The 24513-nt window shown below is 61.1% G+C and carries 20 protein-coding genes and 3 pseudogenes; 13 read left to right on the forward strand and 10 right to left on the reverse strand.

Annotated features, from left to right (window positions below):
• The first annotated feature begins 52 nt into the window (after positions 1-52).
• The 5 genes and pseudogenes from BLO97_RS01575 to BLO97_RS32130 form a co-directional block, all read left to right on the forward strand.
• Complete coding sequence (locus tag BLO97_RS01575) at positions 53-538, forward strand: P-loop nucleotide/nucleoside kinase family protein (RefSeq protein ID WP_092344565.1); 486 nt, start codon at positions 53-55, stop codon at positions 536-538.
• A gap of 428 nt (positions 539-966) precedes the next feature.
• Positions 967-2094: an ABC transporter substrate-binding protein gene (locus tag BLO97_RS01580; RefSeq protein WP_256571549.1), complete on the forward strand. Its 1128-nt coding sequence runs from the start codon at positions 967-969 to the stop codon at positions 2092-2094.
• 1294 nt (positions 2095-3388) lie between these two features.
• Positions 3389-4438 (forward strand): annotated as a pseudogene (locus BLO97_RS32120) (sensor histidine kinase); the annotation flags it as partial.
• 210 nt (positions 4439-4648) lie between these two features.
• Positions 4649-4984: pseudogene (locus BLO97_RS32125) on the forward strand (response regulator transcription factor); the annotation flags it as partial.
• Positions 4985-5503: 519 nt separating this feature from the next.
• Positions 5504-5845: pseudogene (locus BLO97_RS32130) on the forward strand (ATP-binding protein); the annotation flags it as partial.
• A 25-nt stretch (positions 5846-5870) separates the two neighbouring features.
• Here BLO97_RS32130 and BLO97_RS01590 read toward each other — a convergent pair.
• Positions 5871-6380, reverse strand: a complete 510-nt coding sequence (locus tag BLO97_RS01590; protein ID WP_063321819.1) for an Lrp/AsnC family transcriptional regulator — start codon at positions 6378-6380, stop codon at positions 5871-5873.
• Between the two features lie 199 nt (positions 6381-6579).
• Between BLO97_RS01590 and BLO97_RS01595 the strand changes: the two genes are divergently transcribed.
• The 4 genes from BLO97_RS01595 (at position 6580) to mdeB (ending at position 11341) form a co-directional block, all read left to right on the forward strand.
• On the forward strand, positions 6580-7596 hold the full coding sequence (locus tag BLO97_RS01595; RefSeq protein WP_072405082.1) for a 1-aminocyclopropane-1-carboxylate deaminase: 1017 nt from the start codon (positions 6580-6582) through the stop codon (positions 7594-7596).
• 124 nt (positions 7597-7720) lie between these two features.
• Positions 7721-8179: a transketolase gene (locus BLO97_RS01600; protein WP_092344569.1), complete on the forward strand. Its 459-nt coding sequence runs from the start codon at positions 7721-7723 to the stop codon at positions 8177-8179.
• A gap of 46 nt (positions 8180-8225) precedes the next feature.
• Complete coding sequence (locus BLO97_RS01605) at positions 8226-8648, forward strand: hypothetical protein (protein ID WP_092344571.1); 423 nt, start codon at positions 8226-8228, stop codon at positions 8646-8648.
• Complete coding sequence (mdeB, locus tag BLO97_RS01610; protein WP_092344573.1) at positions 8645-11341, forward strand: alpha-ketoglutarate dehydrogenase; 2697 nt, start codon at positions 8645-8647, stop codon at positions 11339-11341. The genes BLO97_RS01605 and mdeB overlap by 4 nt, the downstream gene beginning before the upstream one ends.
• Before the next feature lie 10 nt (positions 11342-11351).
• Here the strand turns inward: mdeB and BLO97_RS01615 are convergent, their stop codons facing one another.
• The 7 genes from BLO97_RS01615 to BLO97_RS01645 all read right to left on the reverse strand — a co-directional run bounded on the left by BLO97_RS01615 (position 11352) and on the right by BLO97_RS01645 (position 19410).
• Complete coding sequence (locus BLO97_RS01615) at positions 11352-12506, reverse strand: M20 family metallopeptidase (protein WP_092344576.1); 1155 nt, start codon at positions 12504-12506, stop codon at positions 11352-11354.
• Positions 12503-13927 (reverse strand): M20 family metallopeptidase, encoded by a 1425-nt coding sequence (locus BLO97_RS01620; protein WP_092344578.1) that lies wholly within the window; start codon positions 13925-13927, stop codon positions 12503-12505. The genes BLO97_RS01615 and BLO97_RS01620 overlap by 4 nt, the downstream gene beginning before the upstream one ends.
• Positions 13924-14913: an ABC transporter ATP-binding protein gene (locus BLO97_RS01625; RefSeq protein ID WP_092344580.1), complete on the reverse strand. Its 990-nt coding sequence runs from the start codon at positions 14911-14913 to the stop codon at positions 13924-13926. The genes BLO97_RS01620 and BLO97_RS01625 overlap by 4 nt, the downstream gene beginning before the upstream one ends.
• The gene (locus tag BLO97_RS01630) at positions 14910-15926 is read right to left on the reverse strand and encodes an ABC transporter ATP-binding protein (RefSeq protein WP_092344582.1); all 1017 of its coding nucleotides are present in this window, start codon (positions 15924-15926) and stop codon (positions 14910-14912) included. The genes BLO97_RS01625 and BLO97_RS01630 overlap by 4 nt, the downstream gene beginning before the upstream one ends.
• Before the next feature lie 31 nt (positions 15927-15957).
• Entirely contained in the window at positions 15958-16860 is a 903-nt protein-coding gene (locus BLO97_RS01635) for an ABC transporter permease (protein ID WP_092344584.1), read from the reverse strand.
• A gap of 9 nt (positions 16861-16869) precedes the next feature.
• Positions 16870-17787, reverse strand: a complete 918-nt coding sequence (locus BLO97_RS01640; protein WP_092142403.1) for an ABC transporter permease — start codon at positions 17785-17787, stop codon at positions 16870-16872.
• 102 nt (positions 17788-17889) lie between these two features.
• Positions 17890-19410: an ABC transporter substrate-binding protein gene (locus BLO97_RS01645; RefSeq protein WP_092142400.1), complete on the reverse strand. Its 1521-nt coding sequence runs from the start codon at positions 19408-19410 to the stop codon at positions 17890-17892.
• A gap of 185 nt (positions 19411-19595) precedes the next feature.
• On the opposite strand from BLO97_RS01645, the gene BLO97_RS01650 reads away from it, so the two are divergent.
• Positions 19596-20510, forward strand: coding sequence for a LysR substrate-binding domain-containing protein (locus BLO97_RS01650; protein WP_092142397.1), 915 nt, complete (start codon positions 19596-19598; stop codon positions 20508-20510).
• A gap of 54 nt (positions 20511-20564) precedes the next feature.
• Here BLO97_RS01650 and BLO97_RS01655 read toward each other — a convergent pair whose 3' ends face one another.
• On the reverse strand, positions 20565-20765 hold the full coding sequence (locus BLO97_RS01655) for a DUF7737 domain-containing protein (RefSeq protein ID WP_256571560.1): 201 nt from the start codon (positions 20763-20765) through the stop codon (positions 20565-20567).
• A 119-nt stretch (positions 20766-20884) separates the two neighbouring features.
• On the opposite strand from BLO97_RS01655, the gene gcvA reads away from it, so the two are divergent.
• The 3 genes from gcvA to BLO97_RS01670 all read left to right on the forward strand — a co-directional run bounded on the left by gcvA (position 20885) and on the right by BLO97_RS01670 (position 23482).
• Positions 20885-21790, forward strand: a complete 906-nt coding sequence (gene gcvA, locus BLO97_RS01660) for a transcriptional regulator GcvA (RefSeq protein WP_092344586.1) — start codon at positions 20885-20887, stop codon at positions 21788-21790.
• A gap of 68 nt (positions 21791-21858) precedes the next feature.
• Positions 21859-22686: a DMT family transporter gene (locus tag BLO97_RS01665; protein ID WP_092142376.1), complete on the forward strand. Its 828-nt coding sequence runs from the start codon at positions 21859-21861 to the stop codon at positions 22684-22686.
• Positions 22687-22720: 34 nt separating this feature from the next.
• A complete protein-coding gene (locus BLO97_RS01670) occupies positions 22721-23482 on the forward strand; it encodes a glucose 1-dehydrogenase (protein WP_092344588.1) in 762 nt (253 codons plus the stop codon).
• A gap of 96 nt (positions 23483-23578) precedes the next feature.
• On the opposite strand, the gene BLO97_RS01675 is transcribed toward BLO97_RS01670, so the two are convergent.
• On the reverse strand, positions 23579-24505 hold the full coding sequence (locus tag BLO97_RS01675) for a sugar ABC transporter substrate-binding protein (RefSeq protein ID WP_092344590.1): 927 nt from the start codon (positions 24503-24505) through the stop codon (positions 23579-23581).
• Between the last annotated feature and the right edge of the window lie 8 nt (positions 24506-24513).

The raw sequence follows: 24513 nt of genomic DNA on the forward strand, positions 1-24513 counted from the left end.
GCCCATGATATTCGATGGGCCATTATCGGACCTCGACATAAGGACACGTCCCATGCCCACACCTGTACTCCACCTCTTGTGCGGTAAAATCGCTTCGGGAAAATCCACGCTGGCCCGATCGTTAAAGGCTGAGCATTCAGCCATTTTGTTGAGCGAAGATCACTGGCTTTCAAGGCTCTACCCTGATCAGATCAAATCGGTAGCGGACTACATCCTGCATGCGCAGCGGATCCGGGATGTCCTGGGGCCGCTGGTCATCGACATGCTCTCGACGGGGGCTCCCGTGATTCTCGATTTTCCTGCCAACACTCCGGCAGATCGTCATTGGCTACGCAGCCTGGCTGACGCTGCGAAAGTCCCTCACCGTGTTCACTACGTCGAGGTGGACGATGACACCTGCCGTCGCAGGCTGCACCGCAGGAATGCCCGTGGCGAGCATGACTTCGCAGCCACTGATGCTGAATTCGACCTGATCACGAGCTACTTTCGTGCACCCGACCAGGCGGAAGGGCTGGATGTTGTCATACACCGAATTTGATCCGTTGAAAGTGTCGGGGCATTAAAGGTGGGTTTGCAGCTCGCGAAATACAGGGCATCGAATCCATAGGTTCGCTGCGGCAGGCGTGCTTCACGATGCCATCCACTTATCCAAGAAATCCGTGAGTATGTCTGTGGATAACCGAGCAGATGCCCGATAGGCAGGGCGTTTTAACGGGCGCTCAAAAAATGTACAGGCAGGTTGGCATCACCCTTCTGCCATAGGTCATTCAATCCTGCTAAACGTGAACTGCGCTGTGAGGCACTCAGTTGGCTGAAATCCCTCCATGGCCGCGCGCGAAGCGGGCACGTTGAGACTATGCTCATTGCCACTGCAGGCAATGTACTGTTTTCACTGGTCACCCACTAAGGAAAGGAGTCTGTATGTGTCTGATTATTCGTGCCTGGTTCTATTATCTGAATGGTCGAATGCGCAGTCTGGTAACGCGTGTCCATCGGCGCATTTCGAACACTCACCAAATCTTCTGGCGCTTGGCCGGCTGCGTGACTGGGCTGGCGCTGGTTGCTGTCAATCCAGCCCACGCCGCCGACGGTGGTATCGCCGGCGGCCCTACCGCGAGCTATAGCATTGCCTTCAGCAACTCCTACGCGGGCAGCGATTTCCGCAAGGTGATGGTGCGCAACTGGCAGGAGATTGCGGTCCAGGCGCAAAAGGATGGCTTGATCCGCGAGGCTCCGGTGGTCAGTGCCAATAACTCGGCCTCGGAACAAGCGGCCCATATCCAGGACATGATCGTCAAGGGTGCCAACGCCATCGTCATCCTGGCCGCGTCCGACACGGCCCTCAACGGCGTGATCCGCGATGCTTGCAACGCTGGCATCGTGGTGGTCGTCATGGCCAGCCTGGTCACCGAACCCTGCGTCTATACCGTGGACTACAACTGGTCCGCCATGGGGCGCGTGGAAATGGACTATATCGCCGGGCGCCTCAAGGGGAACGGAACGCTGCTGGAGATTCGCGGCATTGCCGGCGATGCCACCGATAAAAACATCAGCGACGGCATCCGCAAGGCCGCTAGCGACTATCCGGGCCTGAAGTTCGCCAAGACGGTATACGGGAACTGGACGGCTTCTGTCGCACGCAAGGAGGTGGCGTTGGCGCTGCCGTCGCTGCCCAGTATTGATGCCGTCGCGACTCAGGGGGGCGACGGTTATGGCGCGGCCATGGCGTTCAAGGCGGCGGGACGCCCTTTGCCAATCATCGTGATGGGGAACCGTCAGGACGAACTCGCCCTGTGGAAACAGGAGCGCGATGCCAATGGCTACGAGACCGTCTCTGTCTCCGCTTCCCCGAGCGTCTCCCAGGTGGGTTTCTGGGTGGCCCAGCAGATTCTGGCAGGCAAGCAGGTGCCGAAGTTCGTCGAAGTGCCGCTGGTGCGTATCGATGGGAAAGACCTGGACGCCTGGCTCGCCACGATGCCGGTGGGCGGCGCCGCCAATCCTTCCTATGACCAGGCTTCCGTTGCGGCGATGATTGACGCGGCCATCAGCAATACGGCGCCGCCGACGCCTTTGCCGGAGGTGACGAAGCAGTAGTGGCAGGCGTGGAGCGGGGAGGCGAGGCGCCATGTTGACATTCAAGTCCTCCACAGACAGGCCCATCGCCGTCAGGATTGGCCTGGCGGTCGCCGCGCTGGTGTTCCTGATGCTGGTGGTATCGCTCGTGAACCTCTATGGCCTGCGAGGCATGGTGCGTGCGGTGGATTCCGCCAGCCATTCCGCGGAAATTCTGGCCTCGGTCAACGGGGCCACCGGGCGGGTGGAAAACTTCATCGCCACCCGCGACCAGGAAAGCCTGTCCCAGGCCGAAGGTATGGTGGCGACGGCGATCGCCGGCCTCACCGCCATTCCGGTGGCCGAGGCGCAATCGCTCAAAGGCAGTCTGGAAAGACTCGCCGCGGCAATCGCCGCCTTGCGCGCGGCGACCCTGACCATGGATGGCGAAACGGAGAACATGACAGCCCACTACGGGCGGATGCGAGAGGCGACGATCCTCGTCGAACAGGGCATCGCTGATGGGATGAAGGGGCTTGAGTCCCGCACCGCTGCGCACGAGGCGCGGGTGAGCAACATCGAAAGCGCCCATCGCATCCTGGATATCCTGCGCAACGGCGAACGGATCATCACCGCCAACGTGGCCAGGATGCTGGTGACTGGTGACGGGACGGCTGCCACCGCGGCACGGAACGCCAGCGCGGCACTCCGCCCCGTGGTCGAACAATTGCGCGAGTTGATGGGGGCACCGCAGGAGAGAGAGGCCCTGGACCAGTTGGCCACGGCGCTCGACGCTGCCAGCGTGGCTGTCGAGCATCTTGGCGAGGCGCCCAAGCTCCGGGGAGGCGAGGCTTTGCGGCATCTCGCCGCCGCCGGGGATGCGGCCGAGCGCCTCGAGACAATGTTGGAGGAAGTGCAAGGGCATGTTGACCATGACGCCAGCGACATTCAGGCAGCAACCGGTTTACTGCGAAATGCCGCCGCGTTGTCCAAGCGTTTCGCCGAGCGTGTGGCCACCCTGGAGGCGCAGACCTTGTCGTTTCGCCTGTCACCGTCGGCCGAGGTCGCTGGCTCTGTCGGCCACATCCTGGACGAGCTCTCCCGGCTCGCTCGGGTTCTCCCTGCGTCTGTGGGGTTGCAAGCCAAGACGGCGCCCTTGACAGTCAGCGAACAGATCGCCGGCTACCGGGCGGCGTTCGCCAGGTTCCATCAGGCGAGCAATGCCTTGGGCGACGCGCGCGACCAGGTTCGCAACGAGGCACGCAGCGCCGGACTGTTAGTAGCGCGCTTCGCTGGTCAAGCGCGCTCCGACGCCTTGGTCCACAATGATCGCGGCATGCTTGCGACGATCGTTGCGGGTACCGTCGCCATCCTGCTGGCCGGCGCCATCGCCTGGAGCACATCGCGATTTGTCGCGCAGCCCATCGTGGCCCTGGCCTCGGTCATGCGCCGGCTGGCGGCTGGCGACCTGAACGCCGAGATCGCCAGCGCCGAACGCGGCGACGAGATTGGCATCATGACCCGCGCCGTACGGGTGTTCCAGGAGAATGCCCTGCGCATCCGGGTGTTGGAGGCCGAGGCCGAAGCCGAACGACAGCAAGTCCAGGCCTCTTTGGAGAGAATGGTCGCTGAACGGACCGACGCGCTGCACCACCAGACCGAGGTGCTGGAGGCGCAGGCCATCGAACTCATTCAGGCGCGCAACCAGGCCGAGACGGCTAACCAGGCAAAGAGCGATTTCGTGGCCACGGTCAGCCACGAACTGCGCACCCCCCTGACCCTCATTCTCGCTCCGTTGGAGCAACTCAGGGCGGCGACCACCCCGCCGGCGGACTGGCATGTGCAAGTCGACCGCGCCCAACGCAACGCGCTGCGCTTGATGAACCGAGTGAACGACATCCTCGATTTCTCCAAGGCCGAAGCGGGCAAGTTCGAGTTGTGTCCGATGCCCGTGGACTTGAACAAGACAGTGGGTGTGCTGGCCGAGGATGCCGCCATGGTGGCTGAGGGCAAAGGCTGCACCTTGACCTGCAGCATTGATCCCGCGCTCGGCACGGTGTTCCTGGACCCCCGGCACTTCGAGAAGATTCTCCTCAATCTGGTGAGCAATGCCATCAAGTTCACGCCCGCTGGCGGCACCGTGCACGTGGCAGTGACCGCGATTGATGGCGAGCGATTCGAACTTGCGGTGCAAGATTCGGGGATTGGCATTGCGCCTGACAAACTGCCGTTGCTGTTCCAGCGTTTTTCCCAGATCGACAATTCCGCCACGCGCCATTACAGCGGCACCGGCATCGGTCTCGCCCTGGTCAAGGATCTGGTCAAATTGATGGGGGGCGAAGTCGGCGTCAATAGCGAGCCCGGATGGGGTTCGTGCTTCTTTGTTCGACTTCCCCTGGGGGCCGAGCAAGACACTGTACCGGCCGAAACCAGCCATATGCACGAGCGATCGTCGCCGGGTACAGCAAGCACAACCGAGCAGCGCCACCTGCATTTCGACGACGGCCGCCATGGCAGTCGCAATGACCGGGCGCCGATGGAAGACGCGGGCGAGCAGCACTCGGAACACGCCTTGCGATCCAAAGTGCTCGTGGTAGACGACAGCCCGGAAATGCTTAGCTATCTGCGCGAGCTGTTGCGCGATGACTACAGCGTCGCCACCGCAACTGATGGAGAGCAGGCCTGGGCACTCCTGCAGCGTCGGCCCATCGATGTCGTCGTCTCGGATGTGATGATGCCGAAGCTCGACGGCTTTGGCTTGACGGCCAGAATCAAGGCCAGCGCCGGTTTCGCCCATTTGCCCGTGATCCTGGTGACCGCTCGCGGCGGTAGCGAGGCTTGCGTCTCCGGGCTGGAGAGTGGCGCCGATGACTATATCGCCAAACCCTTCTCGCCGCTGGAGCTCAAGGCTCGCGTACGCGCGGCGCTACGAATGGGCCAGGTGCAAACCGAACTGAATGCTAAATCTCGTCAGGCGGGCATGGCCGAAATCGCCACGACTGTGCTGCACAACGTCGGCAACGTCCTCAACAGCGTGAACGTATCGGCAGAACTGGTCAGCAGCCAGATGCGCACCTCCAAAGCCCAGGGGCTGGGCAAGGTGGCTCAACTGCTGAGCGAACACGTCCATGACCTGAGCGATTTTCTCACCAGGGACCACAAAGGGAAGATGCTGCCCGACTACCTGCTCAGGTTGGCGAAAGTGGTGACGGAGGAGCAACAGGGCATCATCGAAGAACTTGGGCAACTCACCAAGGGCATTGACCACATCAAAACCATTGTCGCTGCCCAGCAGTCCTATGCCGTCGCCGTCAGTATTGTCGAGACAGTGCCGGTCGCAGAGTTAATCGACGATGCCTTGCGCATGAGTGCTGGATTACTGGCGCGCCAGGAGGTGACGATGGTCAAGAACATTGCCGACTTGCCCCTGCTGGCGCTGGATCGGCACCGGGTGCTGCTGATTCTGGTGAACCTGATCGGCAATGCCAAGCAGGCGTTGGACGGCGTGATCGATCGCAGCCCATGCGTCACGTTCAGCGTGTCCCTCGTTGACGGGGCAGTATTGCGTATCACGGTGGCCGACAACGGCAATGGGATTGCGCCTGAGCACCTGAAGCGTATTTTTACCCATGGCTTCACGACGCGCAAAGACGGTCACGGTTTTGGCCTGCACAGCTGCGCGCTGGCCGCGCAGGAAATGGGTGGCAGCTTGACCGTGCACAGCGACGGGGTTGGACAGGGCGCAACCTTTACCCTCGATATTCCTCTTGATGCTTCGCTGAGTAAGCAATGAAGAGCTGCCCAGCCTGACTGGCGCCTCAAAGGGGAATGTGGGTGGTCGACAAGACCTGGCGCAACCCCATGAACGAGCGAATCTGGCGAACCCCGGGCAGGTAAAGTAGTTGCTCCGCGTGGAGCCGGTTGAAGCTGTTGCTGTCCTTGGTTCGTATCAACATGAAGTAGTCGAACTCCCCGGTCACCACATGGCATTCCATGCAGCCGGACACTTTTTGCGCGGCCGCTTCGAATGCGGCGAAGGACTCCGGTGTGGAACGGTCCAGCACCACGCCGATCAAGACCACCATCCCCGCATCCAGCGCTTCATTGTCCAGCAATGCGACGATGTGCTTGATCAGGCCGGCCTGCTTGAGCCGTTCGACGCGTCGCAGGCAGGCTGGCGCGCTCAGTTTGACCTTCTCTGCCAGCGCCACATTGGAGATGGAGGCATCTCGCTGCAGGGCCTTGAGAATGGCGCGGTCGGTTCGATCCAGCGGCTGCGGCGTCGAGGCTGTTTCGGTCGGCTTCTTGCGAGTATTTATTGCGCTCATATGTATTTCTACGCAGTAAAAGTATGTTTGATGGTTTTTGCTGAAAATTATGTTTCTTTAATCGCTAATAATTTGCAATACATATTTTTCGATTTCTTCTTAGTATTGAACTCATCGAAGCCCCCGTGGAAGAGCCTGGAATGCAGCCCTTTGCTTCTCGGCCTGGCGCTTGGATATTCAATAATCGAGGAGCAGAGTCATGAACCTGAATCGTTTTAAACGTTATCCGTTGACCTTCGGTCCTTCTCCCATCACGCCCTTGAAGCGTCTCAGTGAACACCTGGGTGGCAAGGTCGAGCTGTATGCCAAGCGTGAAGATTGCAACAGTGGCCTGGCTTTCGGAGGGAACAAGACACGCAAGCTCGAGTACCTGATTCCCGAAGCGATCGAGCAAGGCTGCGATACGCTGGTCTCCATCGGCGGCATCCAGTCGAACCAGACCCGCCAGGTCGCTGCCGTCGCTGCCCACTTGGGCATGAAGTGCGTGCTGGTGCAGGAAAACTGGGTGAACTATTCCGACGCGGTGTATGACCGGGTGGGCAACATCGAGATGTCGCGCATCATGGGGGCTGACGTTCGACTGGACGCGGCAGGTTTCGATATTGGTATCCGGCCAAGTTGGGAAAAGGCCATGAGCGATGTCGTGGAGCAGGGTGGCAAGCCGTTCCCGATCCCGGCGGGTTGTTCCGAGCATCCCTATGGCGGCCTCGGGTTCGTCGGCTTTGCCGAGGAAGTGCGCGAGCAGGAAAAACAACTGGGGTTCAAGTTCGACTACATCGTGGTCTGTTCCGTGACCGGCAGTACCCAGGCCGGCATGGTCGTCGGTTTCGCCGCGGACGGCCGTTCGAAGAAGGTGATCGGCATCGACGCTTCGGCCAAGCCAGAGAAAACCAAGGCCCAGATTCTGCGTATCGCCCGGCATACCGCAGAACTGGTGGAGTTGGGCCGCGAAATTACCGAAGAGGACGTGGTGCTCGATACGCGGTTTGCCTATCCGGAATACGGTTTGCCTAACGACGGCACGCTGGAAGCAATTCGCCTGTGCGGCAGCCTGGAAGGTGTGCTGACCGATCCGGTGTACGAAGGAAAGTCCATGCACGGGATGATTGAAATGGTCCGCCGTGGCGAGTTCCCCGAAGGCTCGAAAGTGCTTTACGCGCACTTGGGCGGGGCGCCGGCGCTGAATGCCTACAGCTTCCTGTTCCGCAACGGCTGATTCACGCCATTGACCTGTAGGCGAGCGCTTGCTCACGAGGCGGTGGCTTAGTCGGCATCAATGTTGAATGTCAGGATCGCCGCTCGGAGCAAGCCGCTGCAACCCAACCGCCGGGAGTACCGCCATGCATGGGATATCGCAATCCGCAGTCTGGATCAAGGAACCTTCGGCGGATGCCGGGGTGGTCATCGTGACCAGTGCCGCATTGCCCAAATACATGATCGACAAGCTGCACGTGACGATAGATGACTGGGACCAGGTGGCTTATCTGGCCGTCAAGCAATCCGAGGTGTTGCTGGTCGACTGGCTACGGGTCGGCTCCAGCCCGGAGCCGTCCGCCGGGGGCGACGCGTGTTATGCCAGCAAACTGTTGCGCTGCGTCCCCCACGGCAGCTTTTTACTGGAAGTCGGCACGGTGCCTGGCCTGACCTGGCTGGGATCCGTCTGCGGCCATCCGCTGCGCGTCCTCGAACTGGGAACGATAGCCTCATCCACTGCGGCGATGGATCGACAGGTGGAAGAAGTGTTATCGGCGACCCGGAGCCTGGCCAAAAGCGTGCTGCAGGCGCGTGGCGTCATTTAACCCAGTCCTCGTCAATTCGCCAGTTGAAACCAGAAAGGCAACGCTTATGAGCCGAACCGCCGAGGGTCGTATCCATACAATGAAGTGGATGCGCGAGCCTTCCAGTTGTACGCGTATCGTGGTCATCGTGAGCGGACTCGATAGCGACCATATCGCTTTGATCCATCAGGGGTTCAGCTGTTTTGACAATGTTGCGCTGATCCATGTCGATACGGTGAATACCGTGAATGGCAAGCTGGTTGGCGTGCAAGTGGCCAAGAGTGACTACTGTTTTGTGGTGCTCGGTGAACTGGATGAGCGCTTCTTGCACGACCTTTCCATTGATCAGCCATGCCTCTATCCGGTCGCACCGGACGAGGCGGGCGAACGCTCCGTCATTGCGGCGGTAGAACAGGTAAAACGCCTCGCCCGAGTGAGCCACTCGCGCCACCTTGAAGCGATACCCGACACCAGCAGGAGTTGCCTATGAACCTGTCCAATCCCCATGCCCAATGGCCGGCCCGGGCTGTCGAGGATGAAGAAATGGCCGAGTGGCGCGAGGCCTTGCTGTCGGTCGCCGCCCACGGCGGCACGGGCCGGGCCAAACAGATCCTCGACATGCTGCTGGCCGTGGCAAGCACTTCGGACATCGGCTGGCGACCCAGCCATGGTACCCCTTACATCAATACCATCAGCGTTGAGCAGCAACCGGCGTTTCCCGGGGATCTGGCCATGGAGGAGCGTCTGGCATCGATCATGCGCTGGAATGCCCTGGCGATGGTTGCCCGGGCCAATCACGCCTATGGCGAATTGGGCGGACACATCGCCAGTTATGCCAGTGCGGCGGATTTGTTTGAAGTGGGCTTCAATCACTTCTTCAAGGCGCGCACCCCAACCGGCGGCGGTGATCTGGTGTTCTACCAACCTCACTCGGCGCCAGGCGTCTATGCCCGGGCTTTCCTCGAGGGACGCCTGGAAGAAAAGGATCTGCAGCACTATCGACAAGAGATCGGCGCACGCGCCAATGGCGCCCGGGGGTTGTCGAGTTATCCGCATCCCTGGTTGATGCCGGACTTCTGGCAGTTCCCGACGGGCTCCATGGGGATCGGTCCGATCAGCTCGATCTACCAGGCGCGTTTCATGCGGTACCTGGAGCACCGCGGCCTGCAAAAGACCTCGGGGCGCACCGTCTGGGGCGTGTTTGGGGACGGTGAAATGGATGAGCCGGAAAGCATGTCGGCACTGACCCTGGCGGCGCGCGAAGGGCTGGATAACCTGGTCTGGGTGGTCAATTGCAACCTGCAGCGGCTGGACGGCCCGGTGCGTGGCAACGGTCGCATCATCGACGAGCTCGAGGCGTTGTTCGGCGGTGCGGGCTGGAACGTGATCAAGCTGGTCTGGGGTTCCGACTGGGACAGATTGTTTGCCCGAGATAAGGACGGCGTGTTGGTCCGGGCCTTGTCGGCCACGGTCGATGGCCAGTTCCAGACGTTCGCGGCCAAGGATGGGCGCTTCAACCGTGAGCATTTCTTCGGCCAGGACGAAGCCCTGGCGCATTTGGCCGAAGGCCTGACCGACGAGCAGATCGACCGCCTCAAACGCGGTGGTCATGACCTGGTGAAGATTTTTGCCGCGTATCAAAGCGCAATGCTCGAGGGCAAGAAACCGACGGTTATCCTGGCCCAGACCAAGAAGGGCTTCGGCATGGGCGACGCCGGGCAGGGCAAGATGACCGTGCACCAGCAGAAGAAACTCGACAGTGAGGCGTTGATCGCGTTCCGCAACCGTTTCAACCTGCCATTGACCGATGAGCAGGCCACCTCGCTGAGCTTCTTCAAGCCGAGCGACGACAGCGCGGAAATGCGCTACTTGCATGCACGGCGCCGGGCATTGGGCGGTTACCTGCCTGCGCGATCTTCGACCTGCGCGTCATTGGCCGTGCCTGACGTAAACAGCTACGCCGGGTTTGCCATCGCCGCCCAAGGCAAGGAAATGTCCACCACCATGGCCTTCGTGCGGATGCTCAGCGGCTTGCTCCGGGACAAGCAACTGGGGCCGCGCATCGTACCGATCGTGGCGGATGAAGCGCGTACGTTCGGCATGGCCAGCCTGTTCAAGCAGATCGGCATCTACTCCAGCGTGGGGCAGCGTTATGAGCCGGAAGACATCGGTTCGATCCTCAGTTATCGGGAAGCCTTGGACGGGCAGATTCTCGAAGAGGGCATCAGCGAGGCGGGGGCGATCAGTTCCTGGGTGGCAGCGGCGACCAGCTATTCGGTGCATGGCTTGCCGATGCTGCCGTTCTACATCTACTACTCGATGTTCGGCTTCCAGCGCATCGGCGACCTGATCTGGGCGGCGGCGGATCAACGGGCTCGTGGTTTTTTGCTGGGCGCCACCGCGGGGCGGACAACCCTGGGGGGCGAAGGCTTGCAGCACCAGGACGGTAACAGTCACGTGATGGCGTCGATGGTGCCCAACTGTCGCGCCTATGATCCCGCGTTCGCGGGTGAATTCGCGGTGATCCTGGATCACGGCATGCGCCAGATGCTGGAACGCCAGGTGGACGAGTTTTACTACGTCACCCTGATGAACGAGAACTACCCGCAGCCCAACCTTCCTGAAGGTGTCGAACAGGCCATTATCCAGGGCATGTACCTGTTTGCCCGGCATGAAGTCGAGGATGCGCGTGGACGTGTCCGGTTGTTGGGTTCCGGCGCCATCCTGGGCGAAGTGATGGCCGCCGCCGAGTTGCTGGCGAGCGATTGGGGTATCGCCAGCCAGGTCTGGAGCGTGACCAGCTTCACCGAGTTGGCCCGGGATGCGCGTGAAGTGGAGCGCTGGAATCGCCTGCATCCCGGGCAACCCGCCAGATGCAGTCATGTTCAGGAATGCCTCCACGACTCGACGCCCATCATTGCCTGTACCGACTACGTGCGCGCCTTGCCCCAGCTGATCGCCAGTTATCTCGATGCCCGTTACACCGTGCTCGGCACCGACGGGTTTGGCCGCAGCGATACCCGCCACCAACTGCGCAGGTTCTTCGAAGTGGACCGCCACCAGATCGTCCTGAGTGCGCTGACCTCGCTGGTGCATGAGGGGCGTCTGGACGCCAGTGTCTGTGCCGAGGCTATTGAACGCTACGCCATTGACGTTGACGCAGTGGCCCCATGGGACGCTTGAAACCGGGCCATCAACCGCTTTCACCGACAGCCAGGATGGTCGCCACCAATGCTTGGGCGCGAGGCACCAGCGTGTCCAGCTCCAGGTATTCACGATCGGTGTGGACCTTGCCCCCCACCGGCCCGAGGCCACACAGGGTTGGAATGCCCAGGCTGGCGGTGAACCCGGAGTCGGCGCAACCGCCGGTGAACTCGCCTTCGACGCTGAAACCCAGCGCCAGGGCTTTTTGTTGGTAGATCTGCAGCAGCCGTTCGCTGTGACGGGCCTCCATCGGCAGGAAAGTAGTCGCTTCCTTGAGGATGGCGTGGGTGCCGATCAATTCTTCTTCGGCGACGATGGCCAGGATTGCGCTAAGGATTTGATCCCAGTGCTTGAGTTCGATGAAGCGTACGTCCAGTCGCGCGCAGGCGCTAGGCGCGACGGTGTTGCTGGACGTGCCTCCGGATATCAGGCCCACATTAGTGGTGATGCCTGCCGAGTAATCGGTCAAGGCATGGAGCTTGACGATCTTGCGTGCCAGGGCCTCGATGGCGCTGGCGCCGTCGGCATGATTGACCCCGGCATGCGCCGCGCGCCCGCTGACTTCGATGATCAGCGTGGCGCCGCCTTTGCGTGCGCTGACCACGTTACCACTGGCCCGGCCGGGTTCGGTATTGAGCACGGCGCGGGCGGCACGGGCGGCGTGTTCGATATGGGTTCTGGCGCTGCCGGAGCCGATTTCTTCGTCACCGGTGTACAGGACCTGCACCGGATAGGGCAACGCTCCGGCGCGCTTGAGTGCCTTGAGCGCGAAGCAATTGAGCACCAGGCCGCCTTTCATGTCGGCGACACCGGGGCCAAAGGCGAGGTTGCCATCGCGGCTGTAGCCGCGCGTCGCGGTGGTGCCTTTGGGAAACACCGTGTCGCGATGGCCCAGCAACAGCACTGGCTTGCCAGGTTCGCCCGGCACTTCGGCGAGCATCACGTCGCCAAAACCCTCCACCGGCATGCGCTCGAGCAGGATGCCGTCGGCTTCCAGTTCAGCCGCGAGCAGCGCCCCCACGGCGTCGACGCCCGCCTTGTCATAGCTGTTGGAGTCGGTGTCGACGATACGCTGCAGCAGCGCTTCCATGGCTGGGCGCTGGTCAGCCAGCCAGTCCAGCGCCGGTTGTGCAGTGGCATTCATTGCGCCTGCTCCCGCAACTGATGCTCCTGGGTCAGGCGTGCCGCGTCGTTGCCCAGGTCCCAGAACAGCCCGGCCATGATTTGCAGGCTTTCCTTGACCACCGGTGCCAGCAAGTGCTCGTTCGGTGCATGTTGTGAGCAGGCCGGGTACGAGTGCGGCACCCACAAGGTTGGCAGGCCGAGCACGTCGGCGAACACATCGTTGGGCAGCGAGCCACCGAGGTTTGGCAGCAGCGCGGGTTTTTTGCCGGTGGTCTGTGTCAAGGAGCCGAGCGCCCAGTTGACCCATGGGCTTTGCGGGTCCAGCCGCGTGGCATGCATCACGTCGATGCGGCTTTGCTTGACCTCGACATTGCTGAAACCATGGGCATCCAGGTGGGCGCGCACCGCCGGGATAAAGGTCGTGTAGTCGCTGTTCACCACGAAGCGGATATGGCAGTGGGCGTTGGCCTTGCCGGGGATCGCATGCACAGGAGCATCCGGGTTGCCGGTCTTGAAGGCGATGACATCGAGGGTGTTCCAGCCGAACACTTTTTCGCTCAGGGATAGCTCCGGGTTACCCCAGTTGGCGTCGATGTCCGGATCGCCCGGTCCGCCACCGACATCAATGTCGGCCAGTGCCTGGCGAACCGGCTCAGGCAGTGATTCAGGCATCAGGCCCGCCACTTTCACCCGACCGTGTTCATCGACCATGCTCGCGATGGCATTGGCCAGGATGATGCCTGGGTTGGCCAGCAATCCGCCCCAGTTGCCGGAGTGATGAGCGCCTTCGCGCAGATTGACCACCAGCTCGAAGTTGAACACTCCGCGTGAACCGAGAAAAATCGTCGGTCGTGAGGCCGCCAGGCGCGGGCCGTCCGAGGCGATGAAAACATCCGCGGCGAGCTCTTTACTGTGCGCGGCACAGAATGCATTCAAGCCCGGCGAGCCTTCTTCTTCGCCCATTTCCAGCAGCAGTTTGACGTTGAAACCCAGCTTGCCGTCGCGAGCCTTGAGGGTTTGCTCCAGCGCGGTCAGGTTGATCAGGTGCTGGCCTTTGTTATCCGCCGTGCCGCGGCCGTACCAGCGATCGCCTTCGGCAATGACTTGCCACGGCGACAGGCCTTCACGCCATTGCGCGTCATAGCCGCGTACCACATCACCGTGACCATAGCTGAGCACGGTCGGCAGTTCCGGATGTTCAATGCGCGTGGCGATCATGAAGGGGCCGCGCTCTGCCACTGGGTTGTCATAGATCTTGACGCTGAAGCCCATCGCCTCGACATGCGGGGTAATGAAGTCATGGAGGTAGCGATACAACTCGGGCCGGCTGTCCGTTGCCTGGCTTTCGGTGTGCAAGGCGACGCTGCGTTCGAGCAGGTTGAAAAATGCGCCGTTATCGAATTGCTCGGTGGTGTTGCTGATGGCCAGTGAACGACTCATGAGTGGACAAGCTCCAGTGTTTGGGCGGGACTGTCGTGGAGGTGGCAACGCACGTTGCCGCCGATAATCGGATCATTGGCCGGGTAGGCCGTTTTGCAGGGAGCGAAGCAGCTCGGGCAGCGTGGATGGAAGGCGCAACCGGAGGGCGGTGACATCGGATTGGGAAAGGTGCCGTGCAGGCCGATTTCGGGAATACCCAGGCGCGGATCGGGCGTGAGCACCGAATCCAGCAAGGCGCGGGTGTAGGGGTGGCCGGGTTTGGCGAACAACGCTTCGCGCCTACGTTCTTCGACGATGCGCCCCAGGTACATCACCGCGACCCGGTCGGCGAGGTGTTCGATGACCGCCAGGTTATGGCTGATCAGTAGATAAGTCAGGCCGAATTCGCGCTTGAGGTCTTGCAGCAGGTTGAGAATCTGCGCCTGCACCGAAACGTCCAGTGCCGAGGTGGGTTCGTCGCAGATCAACACGTCAGGACGCATGATCAACGCCCGGGCAATGGCCACCCGTTGCCGTTGGCCGCCGGACAGTTGGCTTGGATAGCTGTCGATGACGCGCTTGGGCAGGCCGACCACATCGAGCATCGCTTCGGTCTTCTTGCGCCGCTCGGCCGGGCTGCCGATGTCATGCACGATCAGCGGCAGGGTAATGATTTCGCGCAGTGTCTTGCGTGGGTTCAGCGAGGAATACGGGTCCTGGAATATCGGCTGAATGTGCCGGGCCATTGCCTTGCGATCCGTCGCTGCCAGATGTTTGCCATTGATCAGCACATCGCCGCTGGTTGGCGCCAACAGACCGAGCAATAGTTTTGCCAGGGTGCTTTTTCCGCAACCGGACTCACCTACCAGACCGAGGGTCTCGCCACGCATCAGGCGCAGGGAAACACCATCCACGGCTTTCAGGGTGGCGGCGGGTTTGAAAAAGCCCTTGTTGATCCGAAACTCGCGACGGATGTCGCACAGCTCCAAGGCAATGTCTTTTTTCATGACCGTGCCCTCTCTTGAAGGCAAATCGGCGCCGGGGCCGGTGCGGCGAACAGGCAGCGGGCCATGTGGCCGTCCTGTTCGATTTCGGGGATGTCTTGCGCGCAGGCCGCTATCGCCTGGGCGCAACGATTGCGGAACGCACAACCTTGCTGTTCGCCCACCAGGCTCGGTACCAGCCCTGGAATCGAACCCAGTGCCTCACCCGGTTTGGTCCGGCCAGGGATTGGGATACTGGCCAGCAGACCACGGGTGTACGGATGCTGCGGATTCTCGAACAGTTGCAGGGCCGGGGCGGTTTCGACGATTTCCCCGGCATACATCACTGCGACCCGATCGGCGATCCGTGCCACCAGCCCAAGGTCGTGGGTGATGAAAATCACCGCCAGGCCGAACTCTTTCTGAATGTCGCGGATCAAGCGCAGGATCTGCGCCTGGATGGTCACGTCCAGGGCCGTGGTGGGTTCATCAGCGATGATCAGGTCCGGCTCGCACATCAACGCCATGGCGATGATCACCCGCTGGCGCAAACCGCCAGACAGTTGATGCGGGTACTGGCGCAAGCGTTCGGTGGCATTGCTGATGCCGACTTTCTCCAGCATCTGCGCGGCGCGCGCCAGGGCATCCTTGCGTGACACCTTGCGATGCTGGGTCAGTACTTCGCTGAGCTGATCGCCAATGCTGTAGGCCGGGTTCAGCGAGGTCATCGGTTCCTGGAAGATCATCGCCAGACGGTTGCCGCGCAGGTCGCACATGCGCCGCTCGCTCTGGCCGAGCATGTCGATGCCGTCCAGCGTCAGCCGGGACGCGGTGCGTCTGGCCTTGCGTGGCAACAGGTCCATCAGCGCCAGCGAGGTCAGGGATTTACCGCAGCCGGATTCGCCGACGATACACAGCATTTCACCGCGCTCGACTTCAAAATCCAGACCGCGCACGGCATGCAGCATGTCATCCGGCGTCGGGCTGTTGCCCATGGGGATGTCCACGCGCAGGTTTTCAACATGGAGTAGTGCCATGTCCGGTACCCTCTATTAGTAAGGCCGTCTATCAGTTGCGACCGTCGGGCAGGATCAGATCGCGCAGGCCGTCGCCGACCAGGTTGATGCCCAGCACCAGAATCATCAGGGCGACGCCGGGAATGGCGATGACCCACGGGGAAAAGAACATGTAGGGTTTGCCTTCAGCGATCATCAAGCCCCAGGACGGCGTCGGCGGTTGCACGCCAACCCCGAGGAACGACAGGGCCGACTCCAGCAGGATCGCGTGGGCCATTTCCAGCGTCGCAACGACGATCAGCGCGCCGACCAGATTGGGCAGGATTTCACTGACCAGAATGCGCAGGGTCGAGCAGCCAAGCGCCTGGGCCGAGGCCACATATTCAGCATCGCGAATCTGTTGCACCGAAGCCCTGACCACCACCGCGAAGCGATCCCACAACAGGCAACCGAGCAGCACGATCACCACTTTCAGCGAACCGCCCATCAGCGAGGCCGAGGCCAGCGCGACCATCACGACCGGCATCGCCAGCCGGGTGGTGATCAGGTAGCTGATAAACGCATCGACCTTGCCGCCGTAGTAACCGGCCAACAGCCCCATGACGGTGCCGATAAAGCCGGAAATCAGTGCCGCCGCGATGCCGATGAACAGCGAAATCCGTGCGCCGTAGAGCAAGCGCGACAGGTAGTCACGGCCCAGCTTGTCGGTGCCGAGGATGTATTCCCAGGTGCCGTTGGCCATCCACACCGGCGGTTTCATGCGCAGCATCACGTCTTGCGCATAAGGGTCGTAAGGTGCCAGCCACGGGGCGAAGAGTGCACCGGCGAAGATGATCAGCAACAACACCGCGCCGATGGCGAAACCACGATGACGAAAGCTCTTGCCAAGGACTCGGCTCAGGCTGCTCGGGGGTGGCAGGTAGTCATTGATCGCGAGGGTCGTGGGGGTGCTCATGTAAGCCTCCTAGCGCACGCGGATGCGCGGGTCGAGCAGTGCGTTGAGCACATCGGCCAGCAGGGTGAGGATGATGTAGATCACCGCAATCAGCAGCACCACGGCCTGTACCACCGGAAAGTCGTCACGGGCGATGGCGTCCCAGGCGAGTTGTCCGATGCCTTGCAGGGAAAACACGGTTTCGATCACCACCGAACCGCCGAGCATGAAACCGAACTCCACCGCCGCCAGCGCGACGACCGGAATCAAGGCGTTGCGCAGTGCGTGCTTGAACAACACGCGGGCAGGGCGCAAGCCCTTGGCGCGGGCCGTGCGGATGTAATCGGAACTGAGCACGTCAAGCATGCCTGCACGGGTCAGGCGCATGATGGCCGGCGTCGCGTAGTAGCCCAAGGCAATGGCCGGCATGACGAAGTGCAGCAGGGTCGAATTGCCGGACACCGGTAGCCACTTGAGCGTCACCGCGAACACCACGATCAACATCAGCGCGAACCAGAAACTGGGCATCGCCTGGCCCAGCACCGCGATGCTCAAGGCCAACCGGTCAATCCAGGTGTCGCGTTTGACCGCCGCCAGCACGCCCAGTGGAATCGCCACCAGCAAGGCGATGCCCAGCGCCATGGCCCCTAACCCGAGGGTGATCGGCAAGCGGCTGGCGACGAGGTTGTAGACCGATTCCTGAAAGAAAAAAGAGTCGCCCAGGTCCAGCCGCAGCAAATCGCCCAGCCAGTTGAAGTACTGGGTCGGTAGCGGTTTGTCCAGGCCGTATTGCACGCGGATCTGTTCGATCTGTTCGCTGGTGGCTTCCGGTCCGCCAATGGCCGTGGCCAGGTCGCCGGACAGGTGCAACAGAGAAAAGCTGATCACCGACACGGTAATGGCCACGCAAATAGCAATGCCCAGCCGGCGCAGAAGGAATCCAAGCATGGCAAGTTTCCTCGTATCCAATGGATGACATGTCAGGTGGTGTCCGTGGTGCGGGTTGGTCCGCAAGCCACGGCACCTCTCGATCAATCCGCTGGGTGCGGATTATTTCCAACTGGACTGAACGAAACGCGGCAGCTCGTCCGGGTACGGCGTGAACGCGAGGTCGGCGGTGTAGGCGTAGTTCATCGAGTAGTTGAACATCGGCGCCCAGTACGCCTGTTCGCTGATGCGCTGCAGCGCCTTGCGGTAGTTCTCCTTGCGCACTTGCGGGTCGAGGGCGTTATCGGCGGTCTGCAGCCAGCCCTGGACTTGCGGATCCTTGATGTTGTCGTCCGGATTGCCCTTGAACCAGGTGCCGGCCGACGCCGAGGTGTCGAGGATCGAGAACGAGCCCCAGGCCTGAAACGACATGGGCACCTTGCCGCCACGCTGCTGATCGCGCAGGGCGGCGTACTTCAAGAAGCGCAGCTTGGCGTTGATGCCCACGGCGCGCAGGTTGCCGATGATGGCTTCGACGTAATCACGGTCGCGATAAGCGAAGATTTCGGTCTCGAAGCCATTGGGGTAACCGGCTTCGGCAAGCAGCGCCTTGGCCTTGGCCGGGTCATAGTCGTAGACCGTGGCCGCGGTGGTATCGCAGCCGAACTGGCCTGGATAACAGGCCACCTGCAAGGGCTTGGCTTCGCCACCGACCAATTGCGTGGCCAGCGCATTGCGGTTGATCGCATGGTTGATGGCCTGACGCACCTTGAGGTTTTTCATGGGCGAGTTTTCAGTGGAGGTGCCCCGGGCATCCAGAATCAGGAAACCGATGCGCATGGTTTCGCCGCTGGTCACGGTCAGGCTCTGCATACCTTTAAGGTCGACTGCCTGATCCGGGGTCACGCGCCAAGTCCAGTCGACACCGTCGGTCATCAACTCGGCCAGGCGGGTTTCCGCATCCGGGATCACCCGGAACTTGAGGTGGCCGATATGGGGCTTGCCTTGTGGGCTGTCCGGAAAGTAGTCCTTGTTGATCTCCATCGTCACGCCTTCGCCAGCCACCACCGACACGGCTTTGTACGGCCCGGTACCGATTGGCTTGCGACTGAATTCGGCCAGGCCGACCTTCTCGAAATACTGCTTGGGGAACATCGGAACGGCGTTGGACAGGTATTCCAGGGCCGGAGGGAAAGGCTTCTTCAAATACAGGCGGACGCTGTAGTCACCGGTTTTTTCGGCGCTCTTGATCCAGTCGACGTTTTGCACGGTAACGACTTTCGCTTCAGGCGACACCACGTAGTTGAGGGTGAACACCACGTCGTCGGCGGTGAAGGCGTCGCCGTTGTGAAATTTGACGCCTTTACGCAGCTCAAAATCGATGGTGGTGTCGTCGACCTGTTTCCAGCCAGTGGCCAACATGGGTTGGTATTGGCCGCTTTTGGGGTCGCGGTAGATCAGGTTGTCCCAGATCAGCCGCCCGAGAATCACGCCTTCGCGTAGATCGTTGTGATAGGGGCTGATGTTTTCAGGCTCACTGTCGGAAGCGTAAACCAGGGTGTCGTTGGCTTTACCGGCGTGAGCCGGAAAACTGCTGATGAAGCCCATCAGCGCAATAGTGCAGGCGAAACCTTTGATGCCCATGCCGTCGTCTCCGTTGGCGAGAGTGGTTGAATCAAAGGGCAGCGAATCGCAAAAGCGGAAAGGGGGTAAAAAGATCAGGCTGTATTTTTTTTGATCTGGACACGAATGTAGGGAAAGGCTATCAATGCCACAAGAATAATATTTCGATACTTCCTTTGCCGAAAAGGCAAACCTTGGGGGCGCCGATGCAGCTGTATGGTGTGCAGTCCACGGCACTGCGCTATTTTCTTGAAGTGGCGCGATGCGGATCGATCAGCGAAGCCTCGGTACGGCTGAATGTCGCGGCGTCAGCGGTGAGCCGGCAGATTGCCAAGCTTGAATTGGCCCTGGATGCCAGCCTGTTCGAGCGTCGTGCCCGGGGCATGGTGCTGAGCGAGGCGGGGGCACGACTGGCGGCTTATGCGCGCAAGTCGCAGCTTGAGGCCGAGCAGGTGGTGCTGGAAATTACCGAGCTGCATGGCTTGCAACGAGGTCATGTGCATGTGGCCTGCTCGGAAGGCTTTGCACTGGAATACATGCCCAGGACCATCAGCGCGTTCCGGCGTGAGTATCAGGGTATTCATTTCACCTTGGAGGTCTGTGCGCCTGCCGAAGCGACCGAGAAGGTGCGTTCCGGTGAAGCCGATCTGGCGATGACCTTCAGCCTGACGCCGCAAAAGGAAATCAAGGTCGAACATGTCCTGAGCGGGGCGATTTTTGCCGTGGTCTCCAACGCTCATCCTTTGGCCGGGCGTGAAGCGGTCAGCCTCGCTGAGCTGCAACCCTGGCCCATTGCGTTACCCAAGGCCGACACCACGATACGGCAACTGTTCGACATCTGTTGCGGTGTACAGGGGCTGTTGTTCGACCCGGTGTTGACCACTAATTACGTTGCCTCGCTCTATAGCTTCGTCCGCGAAGAGGGGGGGATCAGCCTGGCCAGCGAAATGACCTTGCACAAGCAGGTGGCGGACAAGGCACTGCAATGTTTGCCGATCCTCGATGAAGGCATGCATGCGCGGCGCATCGAACTGCAAAGCATGGCTGGACGCAATTTACCGGCAGCGGTTTGTGCATTCAGGGATTTTCTGATTGCGGATCTGGCGAAAGCCAAGCTCTGAGCCGGGTGAGTGTGTTTTCAATGCTTGAATGACGTCATTCGATTTTCTTGACCATCAGCCGCCGCGCTGTATTTGCTCCAGGATCAGGCTATCGGTGATGTTCATGTCATCCAGCAACAGAAACATCTTGCTCAGCACCTCGGCCATTTTCCTGTCGGTGTCGGCGAACGGCAGGTAGAACTCCGTGACGCTGCTGCCTGCGGGCACGATGCACAGATAGTTGCCAGGTTCGATGTGGATGGCCGCGTTGCCCAAATGAATGCGGTAGTTCGCACGCTGGCCGCCAGCGCGAGCAAGCCCGTCGCTGCTCAGCTTGCCTACAACGACAGACGCAAAGGCGCTAGCATGAGCGTTTACTCATAGAAGGGACCATCATGCGAAACCTCCCTCCTTCTTCGAGCCTGCGCGCCTTTGAAGCCGCTACGCGGCACGCCACGTTCACCGCGGCAGCAGAGGAGTTGCATGTCACACAGAGCGCAGTGAGCCACCAGCTCAAGCATTTGGAACAGCTCTGGGGATTGCAACTGTTTCATCGCGGTAACTCGCAGCACCTGACCTCGGCAGGCGCAGCGCTTGCGCCCATCGTGCGGGAGTTCTTCATGAAGCTCGAGGCCACCTTGGCCGATCTGCGCGAGCAGAACGGGCGGCAGCGGCTGAGCGTGAGCACGACCTATTCTTTCGCCTTGAAGTGGTTGCTGCCCAGGCTGCCTGATCTGGCGCAAGCGCATCCGGAAATTCTGCTTACCTTGGACAGTACCGATAGCCCCATTAATTTCTCGACGACAGACCCGGACGTGGCTATCCGCCTGGGCAACGGGCATTTTCCTTCGCTGTTTTCAGAGTTTCTGTTCCGCGAGCAGATTTTCCCGGTTGCCAGCCCGACGTTGCTTGCACGCTTTGGTACGCCTCAAACGGCCGCCGAATTGCTGCGCTATCCGCTGCTTACGCGCGATGGTGCAGCGTTGGTGCCGAAATGGGAGCAGTGGTTTGCCCAGGTGGGCGTCGAGGTCACGAGCTTGAAGGAAAGCATTCGCTACGCAGATACCAATATGACCATCGAGGCGGCACTCCTGGGACAAGGGATCGCGCTGGCACGCAGCGGGCATGTCGAAGCCGAACTCAATGACGGCCGTCTTGAAAGGCTTTTCGAACTGCCGTGTGCATCGCCCCTGGCGTATTACTTCGTATGCCCCAAGGGGATCGAGACCCAGCCTCATATCACCCACTTTCGTCGTTGGCTGGTTACCCAGGCCCTGGACGCGCAGCACGCTTATGCATGAGGTTTTCTTCATGTCGGGATGAGGAGACTTTGCTTTTTTGGCGCTACTCGATCGGTCTAGGATGATGCATGCCTTTACACATCATCTGCCTCGTCTTGTTCGCCGCGCTGCTGCACGCCAGCTGGAATGCCATGCTGCGTGGGGGCACCGACCGTTTGTGGTCCATGACCATCATGTGCGTGGCGATAGCCTTGGCGAGCGTCATCGTGGCGGCGCTGCTGGCGCCGCCCGCCCGTGCCAGCTGGTTCTGCGTCGGACTCTCCGCTGTATTGCACGTGGGTTACAACCTGTTCCTGGTGCGCAGTTACAAGTCCGGCGACCTGGGCCAGACCTATCCAATCGCCCGCGGTGTATCCCCGATCCTGATCGTCCTGGCCGCTTCGCTGTTCGCGGGCGAGCGGGTGGCGCCGAGTGGTCTGCTAGGTATTGCGTTGGTGTCGACCGGAATCCTCTCGCTGGCTTATACCGGGCGCCGACGGGCGTTACCTGACTTGCGCTACGCACTGGGAACCGGTTTTTTCATTGCCGCTTACAGCGTCGTCGATGGCATGGGTGTTCGCCTCTCCGGGGCGCCAATGGCCTACACCGCCTGGATGTGCCTGTTGTGGGGCGTGATGATGCCCCTGGTTTATATCGGACTGCGAGATGCCAGCAGCCTCTTTGCCTGGCGGCCAGGTATCGCCGCAGCCTTCGCTGGCGGGTTGGTTTCATTGCTGGCCTACGGCGTCGTGATCTATGCCATGGCCCATGCCCCGATGGGGGCGGTGTCCGCCCTGCGGGAAACCAGCGTCATGTTCGCCGCTTTGATCGGGTACGCCTTTCTTGGCGAAGCATTGACCTTGCGCAAGCTGTTGGCTTGCGCCGTCATCGCGCTCGGTACGCTGGTTATCGGTTGACGCCACTTTTTTCATTGGGCTGTGAGGATTGACCATGAATGACCGTTCGCAAAAACCCGTGATCCTGATCACCGGAGGCGGGCGCGGGATCGGGGCGGCGACGGCCCTGCTGGCCGCTGAGCAAGGTTACAACGTCGTGCTGACCTACATCGCCGATGAGGCGTCGGCGTTGGCGGTGGCAGCGCAAGTCGAGGCCAAGGGGAGCCGTGCCTTGGCGGTACGTGCCGATAACGCCGACCCAGCCCAGGTCGCCGAACTCTTCGCCACCCTTGACCTGCGCTTCGGACGAATCGATGTGCTGGTCAACAACGCTTCGATATTGGCACGCCAATCTCGCTTGGAAGATCTTGGCTTCGAGCGCATGCAGCGAATCTTTGCGGTCAACACCTTGGGCCCGATGCTCTGCGCGCAACACGCGACCCGGCGCATGGCCTACCGTTATGGCGGGCGTGGCGGTGCCGTCATCAATATCTCTTCGGCGTCAGCCCGCCTCGGTAGCCCGAATGAATACGTGGACTACGCAGCGTCCAAGGGGGCGGTTGAAACCTTCACGACCGGTTATGCCAAGGAAGTGGCCCGGGAGGGTATTCGTGTCAACTGCGTTCGCCCCGGGCATATCTATACCCAGATGCATGCCAGTGGCGGAGAGCCGGGCAGAGTCGACCGGGTGAAGGAGACGATCCCGATGGGGCGTGGCGGCCGGCCGGAGGAGGTGGCGCGGGCCATTCTCTGGTTGGCGGGGCCGGAGGCTTCGTTTGTGACGGGCACCTTTCTGGATGTGACCGGAGGGAAGTAGACCGGCTAGCGAGGTCGTCCTGCAGAGAATAGGATTTGGGCTTGCAAGTCGCCGCTAATCCCTTGTCGGGATCGCGGCGAAATGAGGGGCCTGTCGCTACTTGTAATGTTGCTCAAACACCGCCAATTGCTCAGGCTTGATCAACTGAAAGGGCACCCAGACGTCCGTTTCCACCGGCTCTCCTTTGATCATCTTGAGCGCTGCTTGTACCGCGCTGCTCGCCTGGGCCTTGGGGTCCTGGAAGACCGAGGCGACCAGCATCCCGCGTTTGATCGCCGCGAGGCCGTCGGGCAAGCCGTCGATCCCGACGATGGCGACTTCGCCCTTGGCTTTGCCGGCCTGCTGCAAGGCCATGGCTGCACCGATGGCCATCTCGTCGTTGTTGGCGACGATGGCGTCGAACCGACTGCCCGCCAGCAGCCAGTTGCTGGTCAGGTCCATCCCTTTGTTGCGCTGCCACTCGGCACTTTGCTGTTCGACGATCTTGATGCCGGGATAGTCCTTGAGCACCTGTTTGACGCCTTCGGTGCGGTCGTGGGTGGCATTTTGCGCCAGGTCGCCCATGATGATCGCGAGGTTGCCCTTGCCGCCGAGCTTTTCGGCCAGGTAGCGCATCTGCAGCTGTCCGGCCTCGATGTCATTGGACGCGACCGTGACGACGCCCTTGGGCAAGGTGCGCTCGTCCGGGTGACGGTTGACGTAGACCAGCGGCGTCTTCGCTTCGACCGCGGCGCGGGTGATATTGGCCGTGGCGGAGGTGTCCACCGGCAGGACAATGACCGCGTCCACTTTCTGGTTGATAAAGCCCTGGACCTGGTTGAGTTGGCGCACCACATCGCCTTGGGCGTCCTCGAACTGGATCTGCACGTTTTCCTTTTTCGCGGCCTCGTCCAGGCCGTTACGCACGTAGGTCATGAAGTTGTCGTCGACCCTGGCGATGCTGACGCCGATGCGGTAGTCGGCGGCGGCCCATTGGCTGAACAGCAATAGCAGGGTGGCGAAAAGCAGTGTGCAACGACGCATGATGATTG

Origin of the sequence: Pseudomonas sp. NFACC05-1 (assembly GCF_900100135.1) — a bacterium.
GTDB lineage: Bacteria > Pseudomonadota > Gammaproteobacteria > Pseudomonadales > Pseudomonadaceae > Aquipseudomonas > Aquipseudomonas fluorescens_Q.